The following is a 16,625-nucleotide window of genomic DNA, read 5'->3' on the forward strand; positions in this document are numbered from 1 at the left end:
TTGGTGTCAGATGACCTGTAACATCTGATAGAGATTTTGTACCACTCACATGTGAGTAGTTCAAGCCCGGAGGAGATGCGATGTCCGAGCCGTACGTCGGGGTCTACGCCATCTCGGTCGCCGCCTCGATGGTCTCCATGGAGATCCAGAACCTGCGCGTCTACGAACGCCGGGGCCTGGTCACGCCCGACCGGACGCCGGGCGGCACCCGCCTCTACAGCCCCGACGACATCGAGGTCCTCACCCGGATCCGCGACCTGCTCGCAGAGGGGCTGAACCTGGCCGGCATCGCCCGGGTGCTCGAGCTGGAGGACGTCGTCCAGCGACTGCGCGAGCGCCTCGGGGACGAAGAGGCCGCATCCGCGTGAGCGCTCGAACAACGGCGCTCGAACGAGGTGGTGGTGCCCCAGGCCAGAGTCGAACTGGCGACCTTTCGCTTAGGAGGCGGCTGCTCTATCCACTGAGCTACTGGGGCCTGGCCGTCTCTCCGACCGGCCGAGGGAACATCTTGCCACGCAGCCGCGAGGTCGCCCGCGCGGACCCACGCCCCGCGGTAGTCCGGTGCAGAATGCGGCTCGCGGGGGTCCAGGAGCCCCGAAACGCACCGGACTACCGGGCGAGACCGGGTCAGGCGACGACCTCGAAGGTGATGCCGTCGGCCCGCAGGCGATCGATCAGCGCCTGGCCCATGGCCTGTGCGGTGGTGACCTGGCCGGCGGTGGGCGGCAGGTCGTCGAAGGCGAGGCACAAGGCGCTCTGCGCGAGCATCTTCGAGGTCTCGGTGTAGCCGGGGTCGCCGCCGGAGACCTTCGTGCGCACCGTCTGGCCGCCGGCCTCGCCGACGAAGTGGACGGTGAACCACGATGCGTCGCGCCGGGCCGCGTCGGGCCCTTCCCCGCGCGGCACCCGCCTGAGGGCCAGCTCGCGCAGCGGCCTCACCTGGGCGGCGAGGCCGAGTAGCCCGGCGCCGAGAGCGCCGCCGACGGCGTACGGCAGGGTGCGGGTGCCGGCGAAGTGCGAGTAGCGGAACCTCGGTCCGTACGCCGGCAGGGCGGCGCCGCTGCGCGCGACGATGATCGGGTCGATCGTCGGGAGCGGCAGGAGCCAGTAGCCCAGCACGGGGTCCCGGTGCGGCCGCGCGCCAGTCGGCTTCGACGACCGCCCCTCGGGGCGAGGCTCGGCGGAGCGGCGCGCGCTCCGGGCCTCCCTCATCTCCCCACGCCGGGAGAAGGAGTGCATCGCCGAGTGGAAGGTGCCGCCCGAGAACGTCGCCTTGAGCCGGACCACCCCACGCAGCGAGATCGCCTGGTCGTCGGGCAGATGGCCGACGGTGAAGAGCGCGCCGAGGTCGTGCGGCACCGAGTCGAAGCCGCAGGCGTGCACGAGGCGAGCGCCCGAGTCGACGGCCGTCTCGTGGTGGGCGGCCCACATCAGGTCGACGAACTCCGGCTCCCCGGTGAGATCGACGTAGTCGGTGCCGGCCGCCGCGCACGCGGCGACCAGCGGCTCGCCGTACTCGAGGTAGGGGCCGACGGTGGTGATCACGACGCGGGCGCGCTCGGCGACGGCCGCGAGGGTGTCGGGGTCGGTGACGTCGGCGTGGAGGAGCGGCAGCTCGTCCCAACGCTCGTCGAGGGATGCGAGACGGTCGCGCACGGTCTCCAGCTTGTCGGCGTTCCGGCCGGCCAGCGCCCACCGCAGCCCGGGGGGCGCGTGGGTGGCGAGGTAGTCGGCGGTGAGTCCGCCGGTGAAGCCGGTCGCTCCGAAGAGCACGATGTCGAGCTCGCGGGCCGCAGGCATCCCGTCATCGTCGCAGCCGCGGAACCGCGACGGCACCCCGACCGTCCGAGTGCACATGAGACGACGGGTGATCGCGGCAGTGACGGGTACGGCGGCCCTGGCCACTGCGTTCGGTGCGGGCGTGCTCGTGGCGACCGGTGATGCCGGAGTGTCGTCGCCCCCAGGTGTGCGCACCCCACCGGTGCAGCTGGTCAACGCCGATCTCACGGCGCCGGACTCCTGCGAGGACCTGCTCGACTCCTACGTCCAGCGAGCGATCGACCGGGTCGGGCCGTGGGGGTGGGGCGGTGGCGGCGTCGTCTACGCCGCCGAGGGCGAGCGCGCCGCCGCGTCCGACTCTCTCGGGGCCGCGCCGACGACCACCCGTGCCACCAACGGCGACACCGGGACCAACGTGCAGGAGGCCGGGGTCGACGAGCCCGACGTGGTGAAGACCGACGGCGAGCACGTCTTCCGGATCAACGACGACGAGCTCACGACGTACGACGCCACCGGCGAGGAGGTCGTCGAGCTCGCCAGCCTCGACCTCGACGGCATCGCCGATGCCGAGATGCTGCTCGTCGGCGATCGGCTGGTCGTGACCGGCGCCAACCTGCCGCGCCGCGACGGCGACACCCGCATGGTCGTGGTCGACGTGAGCGACCCGGCAGCGCCCACGGTCTCTGGGACCTGGGTGTACGACGCTGCGCTGGTCACGATGCGACTCAACGACGACGTGGTGCGGCTGGTGCTCAGCACGGGGTTGCCGGAGCTCGACTTCGTGACGCCCGAGGAGGACCGGGGCGAGCCGAGCGCGCGCCGCGAGAACGAGGCGGTGGTGCGCGACAGCACCCTCGACGACTGGCTGCCGAACGTCGTGGCGGTGACCGACGACGACACCGTCGACCCGGCGACCGGCGAGCTCGTCGCGGACTGCTCCGAGGTGGCGGTGCCGGCCGACGACGAGGCCGCCCTGGGCACGATGACCGTGGTCGCGCTGGACCCGGGCGGGACGACCGACCGGACGGTCTCGGCAGTCGCTACCGACGCGCAGACGACGTACTTCTCCGCGGACCGGATGTATCTCGCGACCAGCGCGGGCTGGGGCTGGTGCTGCGTGGAGAGCCTCACCAGCCCGTTCTCGGACTCCACCGTCCCTCAGGTCGACGGCACCACCCAGCTCTTCGCCTTCAGCCTCGACGGCGCGACCACCGAGTACGTCGCCTCCGGCGAGGTCGACGGCGAGATCCGCGACCGCTGGGCGATGGACTCCGCCGACGGGGTGCTCCGCCTGGCCCTCGGTGCCACGTCGGCGACCGGGAGCTTCAACTCCGTGGTGACCCTGCGCGAGGACGACGACGAGCTCGTCGAGGTGGGCCGTCTCGACGGGCTGGGGCCCCACGAGGACATCCGCTCGGTGCGCTGGTTCGACGACCTCGCCATCCTCGTGACGTTCCGCCAGGTCGACCCGCTGTACGCCGTCGACCTCAGCGACGTCGAGGAGCCCGAGTCGCTCGGGATGCTCAAGATCCCGGGCTACAGCGAGTACCTGCACCCGCTCGGCGCGGACCGGATGATCGGCGTCGGGCAGGACGCCACGCTGGCGGGCACGACGACGGGCGCCCAGGCCGCCCTCTTCGACGTCACCGACCTCACCGACCCGCGCCGCCTCGACACGGTGGAGTACCCCCGGATGTCCCAGGCCGGCGCCGCGACCGACCCGCGCCAGTTCACGTGGCTGCCCGAGCAGCGCATCGCGCTGACGGTCGTCTCGAAGGGCTGGGAGGGTCGCACCGGCTGGGTCTCGGTGCTGCGGCTGGGAGACGGCCGGATGGAGGGTGAGCTGCTGCCGGTGGAGTACGGCGACGAGATCGCCGAGGTCCGGATGGTGCCGTTGCCGTCGGGCCGGGTCGTGCTGGTCACCGGCGACGGGCTGTCTTTCCTGGACCTGTAGAGCCCTCGCTCCCGTCGTACTCTGGGGGCATGTGCCGCAACATCAGACCCCTCAACAACTTCGAGCCGCCGGCCACCGGCGACGAGGTGGCCGCCGCCGCGCTGCAGTACGTCCGCAAGGTCAGCGGGACCACCAAGCCGTCCCAGGCGAACAAGGAGGCGTTCGACGCCGCCGTGCACGAGATCGCGCACGTCACCCGGCACCTGCTCGACAGCCTGGTCACCACCGCCCCGCCGAAGGACCGCGACGTCGAGGCCGCCAAGACGCGCGCCCGGGCGGAGCTCCGGTACGCCCGGTGACACTCCCCCGGGTCGTCGACTTCCTGGCCGGCCGGCCACTCGTCGTACTCACCGGGGCGGGGCTGTCGACCGACTCGGGCATTCCCGACTACCGCGGCCCGGGCTCGGTGCCGCGGCAGCCGATGACCTTCCAGGAGTTCCGCTCGGGGCCGGCGGCGCGCCGCCACTACTGGGCGCGCAGCCATGTCGGCTGGGGGCGGATGGGCACCGCGGCCCCCAACGCCGGGCACCTCGCGCTGGCTCGCCTCGACCCCGAGCTGCTGATCACCCAGAACGTCGACGGGCTCCACGAGCGGGCCGGGTCGCAGCGGCTCGTCGCCCTGCACGGCCGGGTGGCCGACGTCATCTGCCTCGACTGCCGGGAGACGTCGCCGCGGGTCGCGATGCAGGAGCGGATGGCCGCCCTCAACCCGGGCTGGGCCGAACGGCACGCCGACGTCGCCGCCCGCCCGGACGGTGACGTGGACCTCGCCGAGACCGCGGACTTCATAGTGCCCGACTGTGCGGGGTGCGGCGGCGTGCTGAAGCCGGACGTGGTGTTCTTCGGCGAGAACGTGCCGCCCCCGCGCGTGGAGCGGTGCTATGCGGCGGTGGAGGCACTCGGCGAGGTCGGCGCCCTGCTGGTGGTCGGGTCGTCGCTGACGGTGATGAGCGGGCTGAGGTTCGTCAAGCGCGCGGCGAGCCGGGGCACTCCGGTCGTCATCGTCAACCGGGGGGCGACTCGCGGCGACGCGCTGGCGTCGTACACCGTGGAGGCGGGGTGCAGCGAGTTCCTGACCGCGCTGGTCGACCGCGCCGGCGAGCCGCGAGTGGGTGCCGCAGGACGTGGCCGGTCGGCGGAGCTGTCGGCCTGATCGCCGCGGCTCCGTTGGTGCTCCCGACCGCAGCCTTGCCGTCGTTCGTTGCGCTTTGCCGGCGTTGCAACGCCGTCGAAGCGTCGTGATCCCCGGATATCCGGGGATCACGACCACCGCGCTCGCCTCAGAGCGCCCGCACGAAGATGTGGTCGGCCGCCTCGAGGTCGACCTCGGCGGTCTCGCCGCCGGAGCCGACCAGGACCCCGCCGGCGGTGGCGATCACGGTGACCGTCTTGTCGGGCAGCGCGCCGACGCGGCGCAGCGCGCTCATCAGCACCTCGTCCTTCTGCATCTCCTCGGAGATCCGGCGGATGTGCACGCGCGACTCGGCGCCTCCGGCCGCGGTGGCGAGCGGCTGGACGCCCTCCATGAACTCCTCGCCGAGGCCGGACTCGCCGAGCTCGCTGAGGCCCGGGATCGGGTTGCCGTACGGCGAGGACGTGGGGTGGTCGAGCAGCTCGATCAGGCGCCGCTCGACCGTCTCGGACATGACGTGCTCCCAGCGGCAGGCCTCCGCGTGCACCAGCTCCCAGTCGAGGCCGATGACGTCGGTGAGCAGGCGCTCGGCGAGCCGGTGTTTGCGCATGACCCGGGTCGCGAGCCGCAGACCCTCGTCGGTGAGCTGGAGGTGGCGGTCACCCTCGACCGTGACCAGGCCGTCGCGCTCCATGCGGGCCACCGTCTGCGACACGGTCGGGCCGCTCTGGTGCAGCCGCTCGGCGATGCGGGCACGCAGCGGGACGATGCCCTCTTCGACCAGCTCGTAGATGGTGCGGAGGTACATCTCGGTGGTGTCGATCAGGTCGCTCACCAAGCCATTGTGTCCTATGCCCCCGCATCGGGTGGGCCCCCAGGTGGCAGGGTTGGGACCGTGACCGAGCTGATCGTGCCCACCCGCTACTGCGGCCCACCGTCGTCGGGCAACGGCGGCTGGACCGCCGGCGCCCTGGCCGCGCTGGTGGACGCCGAGCGCCGCGGTGCCCCCGCCGACGCGTGGCCCGCCATCGAGGTCTCGCTCCGCAGGCCACCGCCTCTCGAGACGGAGATGGCGGTCACCGTGCGTGACGGCGTCACGCTCGCCCTGCACGACGGCGCCACCGTGGCCGAGGCGAGACCGGTGGAGGCCGCCCTCGAGACCGTGGAGCCCGTCGAGGTCAGGCTCGCCCGGGCCGCCCGGGCGGCGTACCCGGGGCTGCGCTCCCATCCGTTCCCCACCTGCTTCGTGTGCGGGACAGCGCGTGAGGAGGGCGACGGGCTGCGGATCTTCCCCGGCCCGGTCGCGCCCGCCGGCGCTGCGACCCGCGTCGCGGCGACCTGGACGCCGCACCCGAGCCTGGCTCAGGACCAGCCCGCCGACCCCGACGACGTACGCCGTACGTCGCTCGCCGTGACCTGGGCCGCACTCGACTGCGTGGGCGGCTGGGCGGGTGACCTGGAGGAGCGCCTGATGGTCCTCGGCCGGATCACCGCGCAGGTCGACACCCTGCCGGTGGTCGGCGACGAGCACGTGGTCGTCGGCCAGGCCCGGGGACGCGAGGGCCGCAAGACCTTCACGGCGGCCGCGCTCTACGACCCCGACGGCCGGGTGGTCGCCCGGGCCGAGCACGTCTGGATCGCCATCGACCCGAAGGACTTCGCATGACTCCGCCCGACCCGACGGCAGAGCACCACCAGTGGTGGCGCGACGCCGTGGTCTACCAGGTCTACGTCCGCAGCTTCGCCGACAGCGACGGCGACGGCATCGGCGACCTGCCGGGCATCACGTCCCGGCTGCCGTACCTGCGGGATCTGGGGGTCGACGCCGTGTGGATCACGCCGTTCTACACCTCCCCCCAGCACGACCACGGGTACGACGTCGCCGACTACCGCGACGTCGACCCGCTGTTCGGCTCGCTGGCCGACGCCGACGAGCTGCTGGGCCGCGCCCACGAGCTCGGCCTCAGGGTGATCGTCGACCTGGTGCCCAACCACACGTCCAGTGAGCACGCGTGGTTCCGCGCGGCCGTGGCCGCGGGGCCAGGCTCTCCGGAGCGGGCCCGCTATCTCTTCCGGGCGGGCCGCGGTCCCGACGGCAGCGAGCCGCCCAACAACTGGCTGTCGGTCTTCGGCGGCCCGGCGTGGACCCGGCTGCCCGACGGGGAGTGGTACCTCCACCTCTTCGACGCCACCCAGCCCGACCTCGACTGGCGCAACCCGGAGGTGCCGGCCATGTTCGAGGAAGTGCTGCGATTCTGGCTCGATCGGGGCGTCGACGGCTTCCGTATCGACGTCGCCCACGGCCTGTTCAAGGAGGAGACGCTGCGCGACCAGGTCAGGCCGGCCGGCGAGACCGCCCCGGCACCCGGGTCCGCACCCGCGCCGGGCGACAGCATGGTGGCGCGCACCCTCGCCGACGAGCCGATGTGGGACCAGCCGGAGGTGCACGAGATCTACCGCTCGTGGCACCGGATCCTCGACGAGGCGGGGCCCGACAAGATGGCGGTCGCCGAGGCCTGGACCCAGACGCCCGAGTCGATGGCGCGCTTCGTGCGGCCCGACGAGCTCGACCAGGCCTTCAACTTCTCGTGGCTGCTGGCCGACTGGTCGGCCGAGGCCTTCCGCGACGTCATCACCGGCACCCTTGAGGCCGTGGCCCCAGTGGGCGCAGCCCCGACATGGGTGCTCAGCAACCACGACGTGGTGCGCCACCCGACGCGGTACGGCGGCGGTGCGCAGGGCCTGGCCCGCGCCCGCGCGGCGACCCTGACGATGCTCGCGCTGCCGGGGTCGTCGTACGTCTACCAGGGCGAGGAGCTCGGCCTGGCGCAGGTCGACGTGGCTCCCGAGCACCGCCAGGACCCGTCCTGGTTCCGGACCGGCGAGCCCGGGCGCGACGGCTGCCGGGTGCCGATCCCGTGGTCGGGCGCCGAGCCGCCCTTCGGTTTCGGGCCCGGGCCGGATCAGCCGTGGATCCCGCAGCCCGCGGGCTGGTCGGCGCTGACCGTCGAGGCGCAGACCCGTGCGGAGGGGTCGACGCTGGAGTTCTACCGGGCGGCGCTGGCGGCGCGGCGTACGTTCGCGGCCACCGCCGGTGAGGACGTCGAGATGATCGGTGACGACGAGGCGGTGCTGGCGTTCCGGCGCGGGCCGGTGACGGTCGTGCTCAACTGCGGTACGGCGCCGGCGGCGCTGCCCCCCGGGGACGTGTTCGCCGCGTCGGGTGACCTCCCGGGCGGGGTGCTACCTCCGGACACCGCGGTCTGGCTGCGCTGAGCCGACGAGCTCGGCCGCGTCGAGCGAGGCGTTGTAGCGCGCCATCAGGTCGGCGAACCCCTCGAGCTCCTCGTCGTCCCAGTCGCTCAGCCGCTCGTCGAGGAACTGGCGTCGCAGCGCGTTGACCTCGTGGTGCCGGCGGCGCCCCTTCGCGGTGACGCGCAGGATGCTGGCGCGACCGTCGTCGGGGTCGGGGCGGCGCTCGACGAACCCGAGCTCCACGAGGTGCTGCACCTGCCGGCTCACGGCGCCCTTGTCGATCGCGAACTTCTCGGCGATCGCCGAGGACCGCTGCGGTCCCAGGTCTGCGACGTACCCCAGGATGAGGTAGGCCGCCGGCTGGAGGTCGGGGTGCACCATCAAGGCACGCGCGGTGATGACCCGCCTGACCCGGCGGATCAGCACCCCGACCTCGCGCTCGATGCCCAGGAGCGCCTCAGTGCGGCTCATCGGCCCTGCAGCTCCGCGGTCGCCTCGGGGGCAAACTCGTCCTCGCGCAGCACCGTGGTGCGCAGCGGGACCTCCTTGATGAGCAGCACGAAGACGAACGCGGCCAAGGCGAAGGGCACCGACACCAGGAAGATGTGGCCGATCGCGGTGCCGAACGCGTGCTCGAAGAGCTCGCGCACCGGGGCGGGCAGCGTGGACAGGTCGGGGATCGAGTTGCTCTCCCCGGCCTCCTGCTCGATGCCCAGCTTGGCCAGGCCGCGCGCCACGGAGCCGGCCACCTGGTGGCTGAGCACCGCGCCCAGCACCGAGACGCCGACCGAGCCGCCCATCGAGCGGAAGAAGGCCACCACCGAGGAGGCGGCGCCCATGTCGGACTGCGCGGTGATGTTCTGCACGGCCAGCACGAGGTTCTGCATCGTCGCGCCCAGGCCGAGCCCGAGCACGGCCATGAAGAGGCCCACGACCACGAGCGGGGTGGTCTCGTCGATGCTCGCGAGCATGGCCAGGCCGGCCACGACGAGCACCATGCCGCCGACGAGGAACCTCTTCCACGCGCCGGTCTTGCTGATCAGCCGGCCGCTGACGATGCTCGAGACCAGCAGACCGCCGACCATGCAGATGGACATCAGGCCGGCGTGCGTGGGCGACATGCCCCGGGCGAGCTGGAAGTACTGGGACAGGTAGACGGTCGCGCCGAACATGGAGATGCCGATCAGCACCGACGCCGCGGTCGCGAGCGAGGTGGTGCGGTCCTTGAAGAGTCGCAGCGGGATGATCGGCTCCACGGCGTACCGCGCCTCGACGAGCACGGCGAGCGCGAGCACGATCACGCCGGCCGCGACGAGCGCGAGGCTGGTGCCCGAGCCCCAGGCGAACTGGCCGCCGGCGAGGGAGACCCAGACGAGCAGCAGGGACACGCCGCCCACAAGGAGGGTGGCGCCGGCGTAGTCGATGTGGACCTCGCGACGGATCACCGGCAGGTGCAGCGTCTTCTGGAGTACGGCGAACGCCGCGACCGCGACCGGCAGCGCCATGAAGAAGCACCAGCGCCAGCCGACGGTGTCGACGAGCAGGCCGCCGATGAGGGGGCCGGAGACGGTGGCCATCGCGAACGTGGCACCGATGTAGCCGGAGTAGCGACCACGCTCGCGCGGGGTCACCATGCTCGCGATCACGACCTGGACCAGGGCGGTCAGGCCGCCGACACCCAGGCCCTGGATGGCGCGGGCGCCGATCAGCACCTCCATCGACGGCGCGAAGCCGGCGATCAGCGATCCGATGGAGAAGATGACCAGCGCGGACTGGACCAGGATCTTCTTGCTGAACAGGTCGGCGAGCTTTCCCCAGATCGGGGTGGTCGCCGTCATCGTCAGGAGCGTCGCCACCACGACCCAGGTGTAGCCGGTCTGGCTGCCCCCCAGGTCGGTGATGATGCGCGGCAGCGCGTTGGAGACGACCGTGCTGGAGAGCATGGCGACGAACATCGCGAGGAGGAGACCCGAGAGGGCCTCGAGCACCTCACGGTGGCTCATCCGGCCCGCTTCCTCCGCCGGCTCGGGGGCCGGGGAGGGAGCGACTGATGCGGAGGACGGGGGTACTGCCTGGGACACGGGTTCTCGATTCACGATCTTGAGTACGGAGGCCTGACACCTGCAAAAAGGTTGTCGAGCGCAACTATATTCCCAAACCCCTGAAACACCCACTCGGCGACGTGTATACAAGGGCCCATGGCTGTCATCTCGGTCTGCGTCGTCGACGACGCAGAGATCATTCGCTTCGGGATCAAGGCGGTGATCGAGTCCGTCGATGACGTCAAGCTGATCGGCGAGGCCGCCACGGCCGCGGAAGGACTCGCCCAGATCCTGCGGCTGCAACCCGACGTGGTGATCATCGACGGCGACCTCCCCGACGCCAAGGCCTCCGACCTGGTCCGCGCCCTGCGCGAGCGAGCGCCGGACGTCGCGACGCTCGTGCTGACCAACGACAAGGACGACGACGCAGTCGTCGACGCGATCCTGGCCGGAGCGGCGGGCTACGCGCTCAAGCGCATCGGCGGCAGCGCCCTGCTGGGCGGGGTGCGCGCGCTGGCCGCCGGCCAGTCGATGCTCGACCCGCATGCCGTGACACACCTGCTCAACAGGATGAAGGGGCCGGTGCACACCACGGGTGAGCTGGCCTCGCTCAGCTCGCGCGAGCGCCGCATCCTGTGGCAGATCGGTCAGGGCCTGACGAACCGGCAGATCGGCGAGCAGCTGCACATCGCGGAGAAGACGGTCAAGAACAACGTCACCCAGATGCTGGCCAAGCTCGGGCTCGAGCGCCGCACCCAGGCCGCCGTACTCGCCTCGCGGCTATCGGACCAGTTGGAGGAGCAGGGCGCCTGACGGCTCGCCGACGCAGGGGCCGACCAGGGGCCGATCAGGAGTTCTTGCGCCTGGCGAGCGACTCCCGCAGCGAGGCGACGATGTCGTCGGTGGGCGACGCGGCCTGCTTGTTGGTCTGCTCGAGCTCGGCGAGCAGCTCGGCGCGGTGCACCTTCACGTCGCGGGGGGCGTCGATGCCGACCCTGACGATGTCGCCTCGGACCTCGAGGATCGTGATGGCGATGTTGTCGCCGACCACGACGCTCTCACCAATGCGACGGCTCAGAACCAGCATAGGTGCACGCTACGCCACCAGGGGCGCGGCGAGCTGCAGGGCCGGGTCGTCGAGGATGACCTGGGCCCCCTTCAGGGTGCGAGTGTTGACCAGGATGGGGGCAAGCAGGTTGGCCGTCGTGTCGGAGAGCGACGTGCCTGCGCTGAGAACGACGAGCACGAGCACGTCCTCCACCGCCTCGATGCCGAGCTCGGCGACGGTGGCGTCGTCGACGACCGGCGCGTAGTCGGGGAAGAAGCTCACGGCCGACACCACGAGGAAGCGCATCTGGGGGTCGTCGAGCGACCGCAGGGCGCAGAGCACGCCGTCGTCGTCGAGCTGCATCAGGGCGAAGCGGCTCAGGTGCGGGAAGCCCGGCACCGGCCGGCTCATCTCGATCACCGGCAACTCGGGCATCTGACTCCTCACCTGCTCGCTGACCTGCGTGCGCGCCATGATGGCACTCCTCATCGGAGGAAGTCGATCAGGCTCGGCTGCATCACCCGAGCGGTCGCGGCCAGGGCTGCCTGGTACGCCGTCTCCTGGAGCTTCAGCTCCATCAACGCCTTCGGCAGGTCGGTGTTCTCGACCTCCGACAGCGAGGTCTTGATGGAGAGCTCGGCGTCGAGCGCGGCCTGCTCGGCTGCCTCGACACGGACGGTGCGACTGCCGACGTCGGCCAGCGCGGTGGTCACCCGGCCCAGGCCGGTCTGCAGGGCGTCCAGGCCGACTGCGGTCGCGGCCGAGTCGCCGGTGCGGATGGCCCCGGCCAGGGCGCTGAGGTCGTCGAAGAGGTTGGCGCCGTTGGGACCGATGATGCTGGCGCCGTCGACATTCACGTCGATGCGTACCCCGGGAGCCACGGCACGGGTCACCCCGCCCGCCACGCCCACGAAAGCGCCGCTGTCGTCGTAGGCCTTGGAACCCGCGGTGATGCCGCCGAAGATCGGCCGGTCGAGGTACGTCGTGTTGGAGACCTTGATGAGGCTGTCGCGGATCCCCTCGATCTCCACGGCCAGGGCGTTGCGGGCGTCAGCGCTCAGCGCGCCGGTGTTCGCGCCCTGCAGCCCGAGCTCGCGGGCCTTGCGGATCTGGAGGCTCATCGAGGAGAGCGTGCTGTCGGCTGTGTTGAGCCAGGCCAGACCGTCAGCGGTGTTGCGCAGGTACTGCTGCTGCTCGCCCAGCTCCTTGCGCAGGTTCATGGCCGAGGCGGCGTCGATGGGCGAGTCTGAGGGCCGGTTGATGATGCGCCCGGTCGAGATCTGCTCCTGGACCCGTGCCAGGCGGGTCAGCCCGAGCTGCATGCCGGCGAGCGAACGCTGCGACATCATGGTCTGGGTCATCCGGGAGATCATCGGCCCACCAGCCCGGTGCGGTTGATGAGGGTGTCGAGCACGGCGTCCACGGTCGTGATCACCCGGGAGGCTGCCTCGTAGGCACGCTGCGCGGAGAGCATGTTGATCATCTCCTCGTCGATGTTGACCCCGGCGAGCTGCTCGCGAGAGCCGTCGACCTGGGCGGTGAGCACCTGCTGGTTGGCGGCCAGCCGGTGCACGGAGGCGACGCGCGCGCCGAACCCGCTCACCAGCGTCTTGTAGGCGTCCAGGCCGGCCGTCGCCTCGGAGAGCTCGTGGGCGTTCGAGCCGTCGAGCCCACCCCCGGGCAGGCCCGATGCCGCCAGCCCGCCAGGGGCGGTGATGGCGACGGTGAGCGACGCGGCCGCGTCGGCCGGGTCGTAGGAGAACAGGGGCTGGCCGGGGTTCCCGGCGGCGTCGAACCCCGCGGCGTGCTGGGCGTTGACCTCGTCGGCGAACGTCTTCGCGACCCCGTCGAGGCTGGCGAGGTAGTCGGGCAGCGTGACGTTGAGCAGCTCGGCGACGGCACCGGTCTCGCCGAGGACGGCGCCGTTGACCGGGATCGTGGTGACGCCGTCGGAGACCCGGAACGTCACGGGCGAGCCGTCGGCACTGCCGTCGGCAGCCACCCCGGACGCGATCTCGAGGCGGTTGGCCGTCGAGCCGGCGACCAGGGACACCCCGCCGACGGTGACGTCGACGCCACCGTCGCTGCGGATCTTGGCCGTCGCGCCGGTCAGTTCGGAGAGCCGCAGGGACAGCGCGTCGCGCTGGTCGAGCAGCACGTTGGCGTCGGAGCCCGTCAGGCTGGCGGTGGCGATGCTCTTGTTGGTCTCGGCCAGGTCGGAGGCGATCACGTTGACCTCGTCCACCGTGACCTGGAGGCGGAACCGCTGGTCGGAGGCCTCCTCGGTGATGTTGCCGGCCTGGTTGCGCAGCGCGGCGACCACCTCGGCTGCGCGCGAGAGCACCTGGGTGCGAGCCGCGTCCTGGTCGGGGTGGTTGGCGAGGTCCTGCCAGCCGGTCCCGAACTTGGCCATCGCGGCCGAGACACCGGCGTCACCGGGCTCGCCGATCCCCGACTCGACGCGGTCGAGCACGGAGGAGATGCGGTCCAGGTAGGCCTGGTTGGAGTGCTCGGTGCGAGCCCGCGCGTCGAGCAGCGGGTCGACCATCCGGCTGATGCTGTTGACGGCCACGCCGTCGCCGGAGCCGGCGTACCGCGACCACATCGAGAGCTGCGGCGGAGCACCGACCGAGCCCGCCTCGATGCGGCGGCGGGCGTAGCCCTCGGTGGCCTGGTTGGCGATGTTTCCGGCGGCCACGTCCATCGCCACCTGGTTGTAGCGCAGCGCGCTCAGGCCGGTGTTGAAGGACGAGAAGGACCCGGACACGTCACAGGGTCCTGTCGAGCAGTCGCGGAGGCGTGCTGGTGACCACCGCGGCGCCTTCGGGGGTGTAGCCGTCGACGGCCTCGCCGAGCGCCATGATCGTCTCGTGGGCGGAGCGGTAGCCCACCGTGATGAGCTCGCGGTTGGAGTCGGCGAGCGCGGTGATCTCCCGGGTCAGCGACTCGAAGGCGTCGCCGTGCTCGTTGAGGAGCTCGTCCCAGGGGGCGTCGGCGGCCCGCGCCAGCGCGCGGAGGCTCGGGTTCGACTCGAGCGCGACGGAGGCGGCGGCCTCGTCGGCCGCCACGGCTCGCAGGACCTCGGTCTCGCGCAGCGTGGTGAGGACGGCCTCGACCTCACGGGTCGCGTGCATCAGCCAGCGGGAGTTGCCCGTGACCAGGACGAGTCGCTCCACCTCGAGCTTGTAGAGCAGCGTGTCCAGGAGCTCGCGCTCACGCCACAGGATGAGCGACAGCTTCTCCACGGCGTTCTCCTCTCTCGGCGGCCCTCGTGGTTCGGGGGCGGGTGCACCCCTTCCATCGGGCACCGCGCGGCACTCCTGAGCACTTCCGCACCCGAGTTTCCTGCCCCACCCGGATCATGGCCGCCGGGACCTTGGGCCCGACCTTGTGTCCAGACTCCCTAATATTGGGTATTGCCCCTCGGCGGACCCCGGGCGTCCGGCAGCGTCTGCGCCTGTGACCGAGACGTTGGCCCAGCCGAACCCTTCCCCCGCGGCGTTGTCGACCGATGAGCTGATCACCGCCAACATGGCGGTCGTCGGCCACATCGTGCGCGAGACGATGGGCCGCCTCCCGTCGTACGTCGACCGCGACGACCTCACCTCTGCCGGGCTCACGGCGCTCGTCACCGCGGCCCGGTCCTTCGACCCCGAGCGGGGTGTCCCGTTCGCGCGCTACGCCGCGACGCGCATCCGCGGCGCCGTCCTGGACGAGCTGCGCGGGATCGACTGGGCGTCGCGCACGGTGCGCCGCCGGGCCCGCGAGCTCGACGCCACCCGCTCCGCCCTGGCCGTGTCCCTCGGCCGCCCCGCGACCCCCGAGGAGGTCGCCAGCGCCACAGGCCTGACCGCCCGCGACGTGGCGGCGAACGAGGACGACATCGCCCGGGCCCAGGTCCTGTCGCTCCAGGGGTCCGAGGACTCGACGCTGGACGACCTCATCCCCAACCACGGCCCGAGCCCGGAGGCGATCCTCGAGCACCGCGAGCGACTGACCTACATGGTCGGCGCCATCGCCGAGCTCCCCGATCGCCTGCGCGTCGTCGTGGAGGGCTACTTCCTCGCCGAGCGGCCGATGGCAGAGATCGCCGAGGAGCTCGGCGTGAGCGAGTCACGCGTCTCGCAGCTGCGGGCCGAGGCGCTCGTCCTGCTCCGTGACGCGATCAACCACGGCCTCGAGCCGGAGCTGGTCGTCCCCAGCTCCCGCCCGGGTGGCTGCGTCGACCGCCGCCGCCACGCGTACTTCGACGCGGTGGCCACCCGGCACGCGGTGTCCTCCGGTCGCCGCGCCGTACCCGCGGCGCTCGACGCCACGGCATGACCCGGCATCCGGAGGCGCTGCCCGCCGGTCCCAGAACGCGGCCGACGGATCCCGGCGAGAAATCTCCAGAAAACTTCTCATGGCCTCCCGCACCGGGCCGATGAGGTAGCCGGAGCCCACGGACGGGCTCCGCGAAAACATTCCAGGAAGGAAACACATCATGTCGCTCCGAATCAACCAGAACATCGACGCCTTCAACTCCTACCGCAACCTGTCGGTGACCCAGGGCCAGATGTCGAAGTCGCTGGAGAAGCTGTCCAGCGGATTCCGCATCAACCGTGCCGCGGACGACGCTGCCGGTCTGGCCATCTCCGAGGGCCTCCGCTCGCAGGTCGGCGGCCTCAAGGTCGGCGTCCGCAACGCCCAGGACGGCATCTCCGTCGCCCAGACCGCGGAAGGTGCCCTCACCGAGGTCCACTCGATGCTGCAGCGCATGAACGACCTCTCGGTGCAGTACGCCAACGGCACCCAGAACGCGGACTCGCAGGCTGCCCTGTCCTCCGAGTTCACCCAGCTGCAGAACGAGATCGTCCGGATCACCGACAACACCAAGTTCAACGGTGTGGACCTCTTCGCCGGCACCGACCTGAAGTTCCAGGTCGGCTCCGACGCCGCGGACGCCATCACGGTGACCGGTGCCGACGCCCTCAAGGCCGTCGACACCTCCGCCGCCGTGATCACGGACAGCGCCACCGTCCAGACCGCGATCACCGCCATCTCGACGCAGCGTGCCTCGCTCGGTGCCTACCAGAACCGGTTCGAGCACACCATCAACTCGGTGAACGTCGCGATCGAGAACCTGTCCGCGTCGGAGAGCCGCATCCGCGACACCGATATGGCCTCCGAGATGGTGAACTTCACCCGCTCGCAGATCCTGTCGCAGGCCGGTACGGCGATGCTCGCGCAGGCGAACCAGGCGCCCCAGGGCGTCCTCTCCCTGCTCCGCTGATCCTCGGTCGCCGCCTGAGGGTGGCGGCGGCTGAACCAGCGGTGTCCAGGCTTCGTGGGGAGCCGCGACACACCCGCAGCACCCGTTCCCGGCGAGGGGCCACTCGCCCCTCGCCGGGAGCCTGCATTTCAGCCCCTCCCCTG

General features: G+C 71.6%; 18 protein-coding genes and 1 tRNA gene. 9 read left to right on the forward strand and 10 right to left on the reverse strand.

All coding sequences use genetic code 11. The features are described from left to right. The first annotated feature begins 80 nt into the window (after window positions 1–80). Complete coding sequence (locus tag ACP7BP_RS02780) at window positions 81–368, forward strand: MerR family transcriptional regulator (RefSeq protein ID WP_426242265.1); 288 nt, start codon at window positions 81–83, stop codon at window positions 366–368. A 31-nt stretch (window positions 369–399) separates the two neighbouring features. Here ACP7BP_RS02780 and ACP7BP_RS02785 read toward each other — a convergent pair. Both ACP7BP_RS02785 and ACP7BP_RS02790 read right to left on the reverse strand, forming a co-directional pair. Beyond that, window positions 400–475: transfer RNA gene (locus ACP7BP_RS02785), tRNA-Arg, on the reverse strand. A gap of 152 nt (window positions 476–627) precedes the next feature. Continuing rightward, window positions 628–1,800: a saccharopine dehydrogenase family protein gene (locus ACP7BP_RS02790; protein ID WP_426242267.1), complete on the reverse strand. Its 1,173-nt coding sequence runs from the start codon at window positions 1,798–1,800 to the stop codon at window positions 628–630. 67 nt (window positions 1,801–1,867) lie between these two features. On the opposite strand from ACP7BP_RS02790, the gene ACP7BP_RS02795 reads away from it, so the two are divergent. The 3 genes from ACP7BP_RS02795 to ACP7BP_RS02805 are packed head-to-tail and all read left to right on the forward strand — an operon-like array spanning window position 1,868 to window position 4,886. Next, the gene (locus ACP7BP_RS02795) at window positions 1,868–3,733 is read left to right on the forward strand and encodes a beta-propeller domain-containing protein (RefSeq protein WP_426242269.1); all 1,866 of its coding nucleotides are present in this window, start codon (window positions 1,868–1,870) and stop codon (window positions 3,731–3,733) included. A 29-nt stretch (window positions 3,734–3,762) separates the two neighbouring features. Next, the gene (locus ACP7BP_RS02800) at window positions 3,763–4,032 is read left to right on the forward strand and encodes a DUF2277 domain-containing protein (RefSeq protein WP_426242271.1); all 270 of its coding nucleotides are present in this window, start codon (window positions 3,763–3,765) and stop codon (window positions 4,030–4,032) included. Further along, complete coding sequence (locus ACP7BP_RS02805) at window positions 4,029–4,886, forward strand: NAD-dependent protein deacetylase (RefSeq protein ID WP_426242273.1); 858 nt, start codon at window positions 4,029–4,031, stop codon at window positions 4,884–4,886. The genes ACP7BP_RS02800 and ACP7BP_RS02805 overlap by 4 nt, the downstream gene beginning before the upstream one ends. Before the next feature lie 127 nt (window positions 4,887–5,013). On the opposite strand, the gene ACP7BP_RS02810 is transcribed toward ACP7BP_RS02805, so the two are convergent. Continuing rightward, window positions 5,014–5,700 carry a metal-dependent transcriptional regulator gene (locus tag ACP7BP_RS02810; protein ID WP_426242275.1) on the reverse strand — a complete coding sequence of 229 codons (687 nt, stop codon included), beginning with the start codon at window positions 5,698–5,700 and terminating at the stop codon, window positions 5,014–5,016. 60 nt (window positions 5,701–5,760) lie between these two features. Here ACP7BP_RS02810 and ACP7BP_RS02815 point away from each other — a divergent pair, with 60 nt between their 5' ends. Together ACP7BP_RS02815 and ACP7BP_RS02820 are read left to right on the forward strand one after the other, a co-directional pair. Beyond that, a complete protein-coding gene (locus ACP7BP_RS02815) occupies window positions 5,761–6,531 on the forward strand; it encodes a hypothetical protein (protein WP_426242277.1) in 771 nt (256 codons plus the stop codon). Continuing rightward, window positions 6,528–8,141, forward strand: coding sequence for an alpha-amylase family glycosyl hydrolase (locus tag ACP7BP_RS02820; RefSeq protein WP_426242279.1), 1,614 nt, complete (start codon window positions 6,528–6,530; stop codon window positions 8,139–8,141). Before ACP7BP_RS02815 ends, ACP7BP_RS02820 begins: the two co-directional genes overlap by 4 nt. Here the strand turns inward: ACP7BP_RS02820 and ACP7BP_RS02825 are convergent. Both ACP7BP_RS02825 and ACP7BP_RS02830 read right to left on the reverse strand, forming a co-directional pair. Further along, complete coding sequence (locus ACP7BP_RS02825) at window positions 8,109–8,591, reverse strand: MarR family winged helix-turn-helix transcriptional regulator (RefSeq protein WP_426242281.1); 483 nt, start codon at window positions 8,589–8,591, stop codon at window positions 8,109–8,111. The two genes, ACP7BP_RS02820 and ACP7BP_RS02825, sit on opposite strands and share 33 nt — an antisense overlap. Then, complete coding sequence (locus tag ACP7BP_RS02830; protein WP_426242283.1) at window positions 8,588–10,123, reverse strand: MDR family MFS transporter; 1,536 nt, start codon at window positions 10,121–10,123, stop codon at window positions 8,588–8,590. The genes ACP7BP_RS02825 and ACP7BP_RS02830 overlap by 4 nt, the downstream gene beginning before the upstream one ends. A gap of 195 nt (window positions 10,124–10,318) precedes the next feature. Here ACP7BP_RS02830 and ACP7BP_RS02835 point away from each other — a divergent pair, with 195 nt between their 5' ends. Then, entirely contained in the window at window positions 10,319–10,975 is a 657-nt protein-coding gene (locus ACP7BP_RS02835) for a LuxR C-terminal-related transcriptional regulator (RefSeq protein WP_426242285.1), read from the forward strand. Window positions 10,976–11,009: 34 nt separating this feature from the next. Here the strand turns inward: ACP7BP_RS02835 and csrA are convergent, their stop codons facing one another. Genes csrA through ACP7BP_RS02860 form a run of 5 tightly spaced genes read right to left on the reverse strand, consistent with a single transcriptional unit; the run spans window position 11,010 to window position 14,455 of the window. Continuing rightward, on the reverse strand, window positions 11,010–11,249 hold the full coding sequence (gene csrA, locus ACP7BP_RS02840; protein WP_426242287.1) for a carbon storage regulator CsrA: 240 nt from the start codon (window positions 11,247–11,249) through the stop codon (window positions 11,010–11,012). Between the two features lie 9 nt (window positions 11,250–11,258). Continuing rightward, window positions 11,259–11,684, reverse strand: a complete 426-nt coding sequence (locus ACP7BP_RS02845) for a flagellar assembly protein FliW (RefSeq protein WP_426242289.1) — start codon at window positions 11,682–11,684, stop codon at window positions 11,259–11,261. 11 nt (window positions 11,685–11,695) lie between these two features. After that, on the reverse strand, window positions 11,696–12,571 hold the full coding sequence (locus ACP7BP_RS02850; RefSeq protein WP_426242291.1) for a flagellin: 876 nt from the start codon (window positions 12,569–12,571) through the stop codon (window positions 11,696–11,698). An 8-nt stretch (window positions 12,572–12,579) separates the two neighbouring features. Then, complete coding sequence (gene flgK, locus ACP7BP_RS02855) at window positions 12,580–13,977, reverse strand: flagellar hook-associated protein FlgK (RefSeq protein ID WP_426242293.1); 1,398 nt, start codon at window positions 13,975–13,977, stop codon at window positions 12,580–12,582. 1 nt (window position 13,978) lies between these two features. Continuing rightward, complete coding sequence (locus ACP7BP_RS02860; protein WP_426242295.1) at window positions 13,979–14,455, reverse strand: flagellar protein FlgN; 477 nt, start codon at window positions 14,453–14,455, stop codon at window positions 13,979–13,981. Between the two features lie 214 nt (window positions 14,456–14,669). Here ACP7BP_RS02860 and ACP7BP_RS02865 point away from each other — a divergent pair, with 214 nt between their 5' ends. Together ACP7BP_RS02865 and ACP7BP_RS02870 are read left to right on the forward strand one after the other, a co-directional pair. Then, a complete protein-coding gene (locus tag ACP7BP_RS02865; RefSeq protein ID WP_426242296.1) occupies window positions 14,670–15,533 on the forward strand; it encodes a sigma-70 family RNA polymerase sigma factor in 864 nt (287 codons plus the stop codon). Window positions 15,534–15,693: 160 nt separating this feature from the next. After that, entirely contained in the window at window positions 15,694–16,482 is a 789-nt protein-coding gene (locus tag ACP7BP_RS02870) for a flagellin (protein ID WP_426242297.1), read from the forward strand. The last annotated feature ends 143 nt before the right edge of the window (window positions 16,483–16,625 follow it).

Source organism: Nocardioides sp. LHG3406-4 (genome assembly GCF_049897745.1).
GTDB lineage: Bacteria > Actinomycetota > Actinomycetes > Propionibacteriales > Nocardioidaceae > Nocardioides.

Bases quoted from the DNA above. Each gene is read 5' to 3' on its own strand.
- ACP7BP_RS02830 (WP_426242283.1), bottom strand. From the start codon at position 10,123: ATGAGCCACCGTGAGGTGCTCGAGGCCCTCTCGGGTCTCCTCCTCGCG.
- ACP7BP_RS02870 (WP_426242297.1), top strand. From the start codon at position 15,694: ATGTCGCTCCGAATCAACCAGAACATCGACGCCTTCAACTCCTACCGC.
- ACP7BP_RS02835 (WP_426242285.1), top strand. From the start codon at position 10,319: ATGGCTGTCATCTCGGTCTGCGTCGTCGACGACGCAGAGATCATTCGC.
- ACP7BP_RS02845 (WP_426242289.1), bottom strand. From the start codon at position 11,684: ATGGCGCGCACGCAGGTCAGCGAGCAGGTGAGGAGTCAGATGCCCGAG.
- ACP7BP_RS02800 (WP_426242271.1), top strand. From the start codon at position 3,763: ATGTGCCGCAACATCAGACCCCTCAACAACTTCGAGCCGCCGGCCACC.
- csrA (WP_426242287.1), bottom strand. From the start codon at position 11,249: ATGCTGGTTCTGAGCCGTCGCATTGGTGAGAGCGTCGTGGTCGGCGAC.
- ACP7BP_RS02820 (WP_426242279.1), top strand. From the start codon at position 6,528: ATGACTCCGCCCGACCCGACGGCAGAGCACCACCAGTGGTGGCGCGAC.
- ACP7BP_RS02780 (WP_426242265.1), top strand. From the start codon at position 81: ATGTCCGAGCCGTACGTCGGGGTCTACGCCATCTCGGTCGCCGCCTCG.
- ACP7BP_RS02850 (WP_426242291.1), bottom strand. From the start codon at position 12,571: ATGACCCAGACCATGATGTCGCAGCGTTCGCTCGCCGGCATGCAGCTC.
- ACP7BP_RS02790 (WP_426242267.1), bottom strand. From the start codon at position 1,800: ATGCCTGCGGCCCGCGAGCTCGACATCGTGCTCTTCGGAGCGACCGGC.
- ACP7BP_RS02825 (WP_426242281.1), bottom strand. From the start codon at position 8,591: ATGAGCCGCACTGAGGCGCTCCTGGGCATCGAGCGCGAGGTCGGGGTG.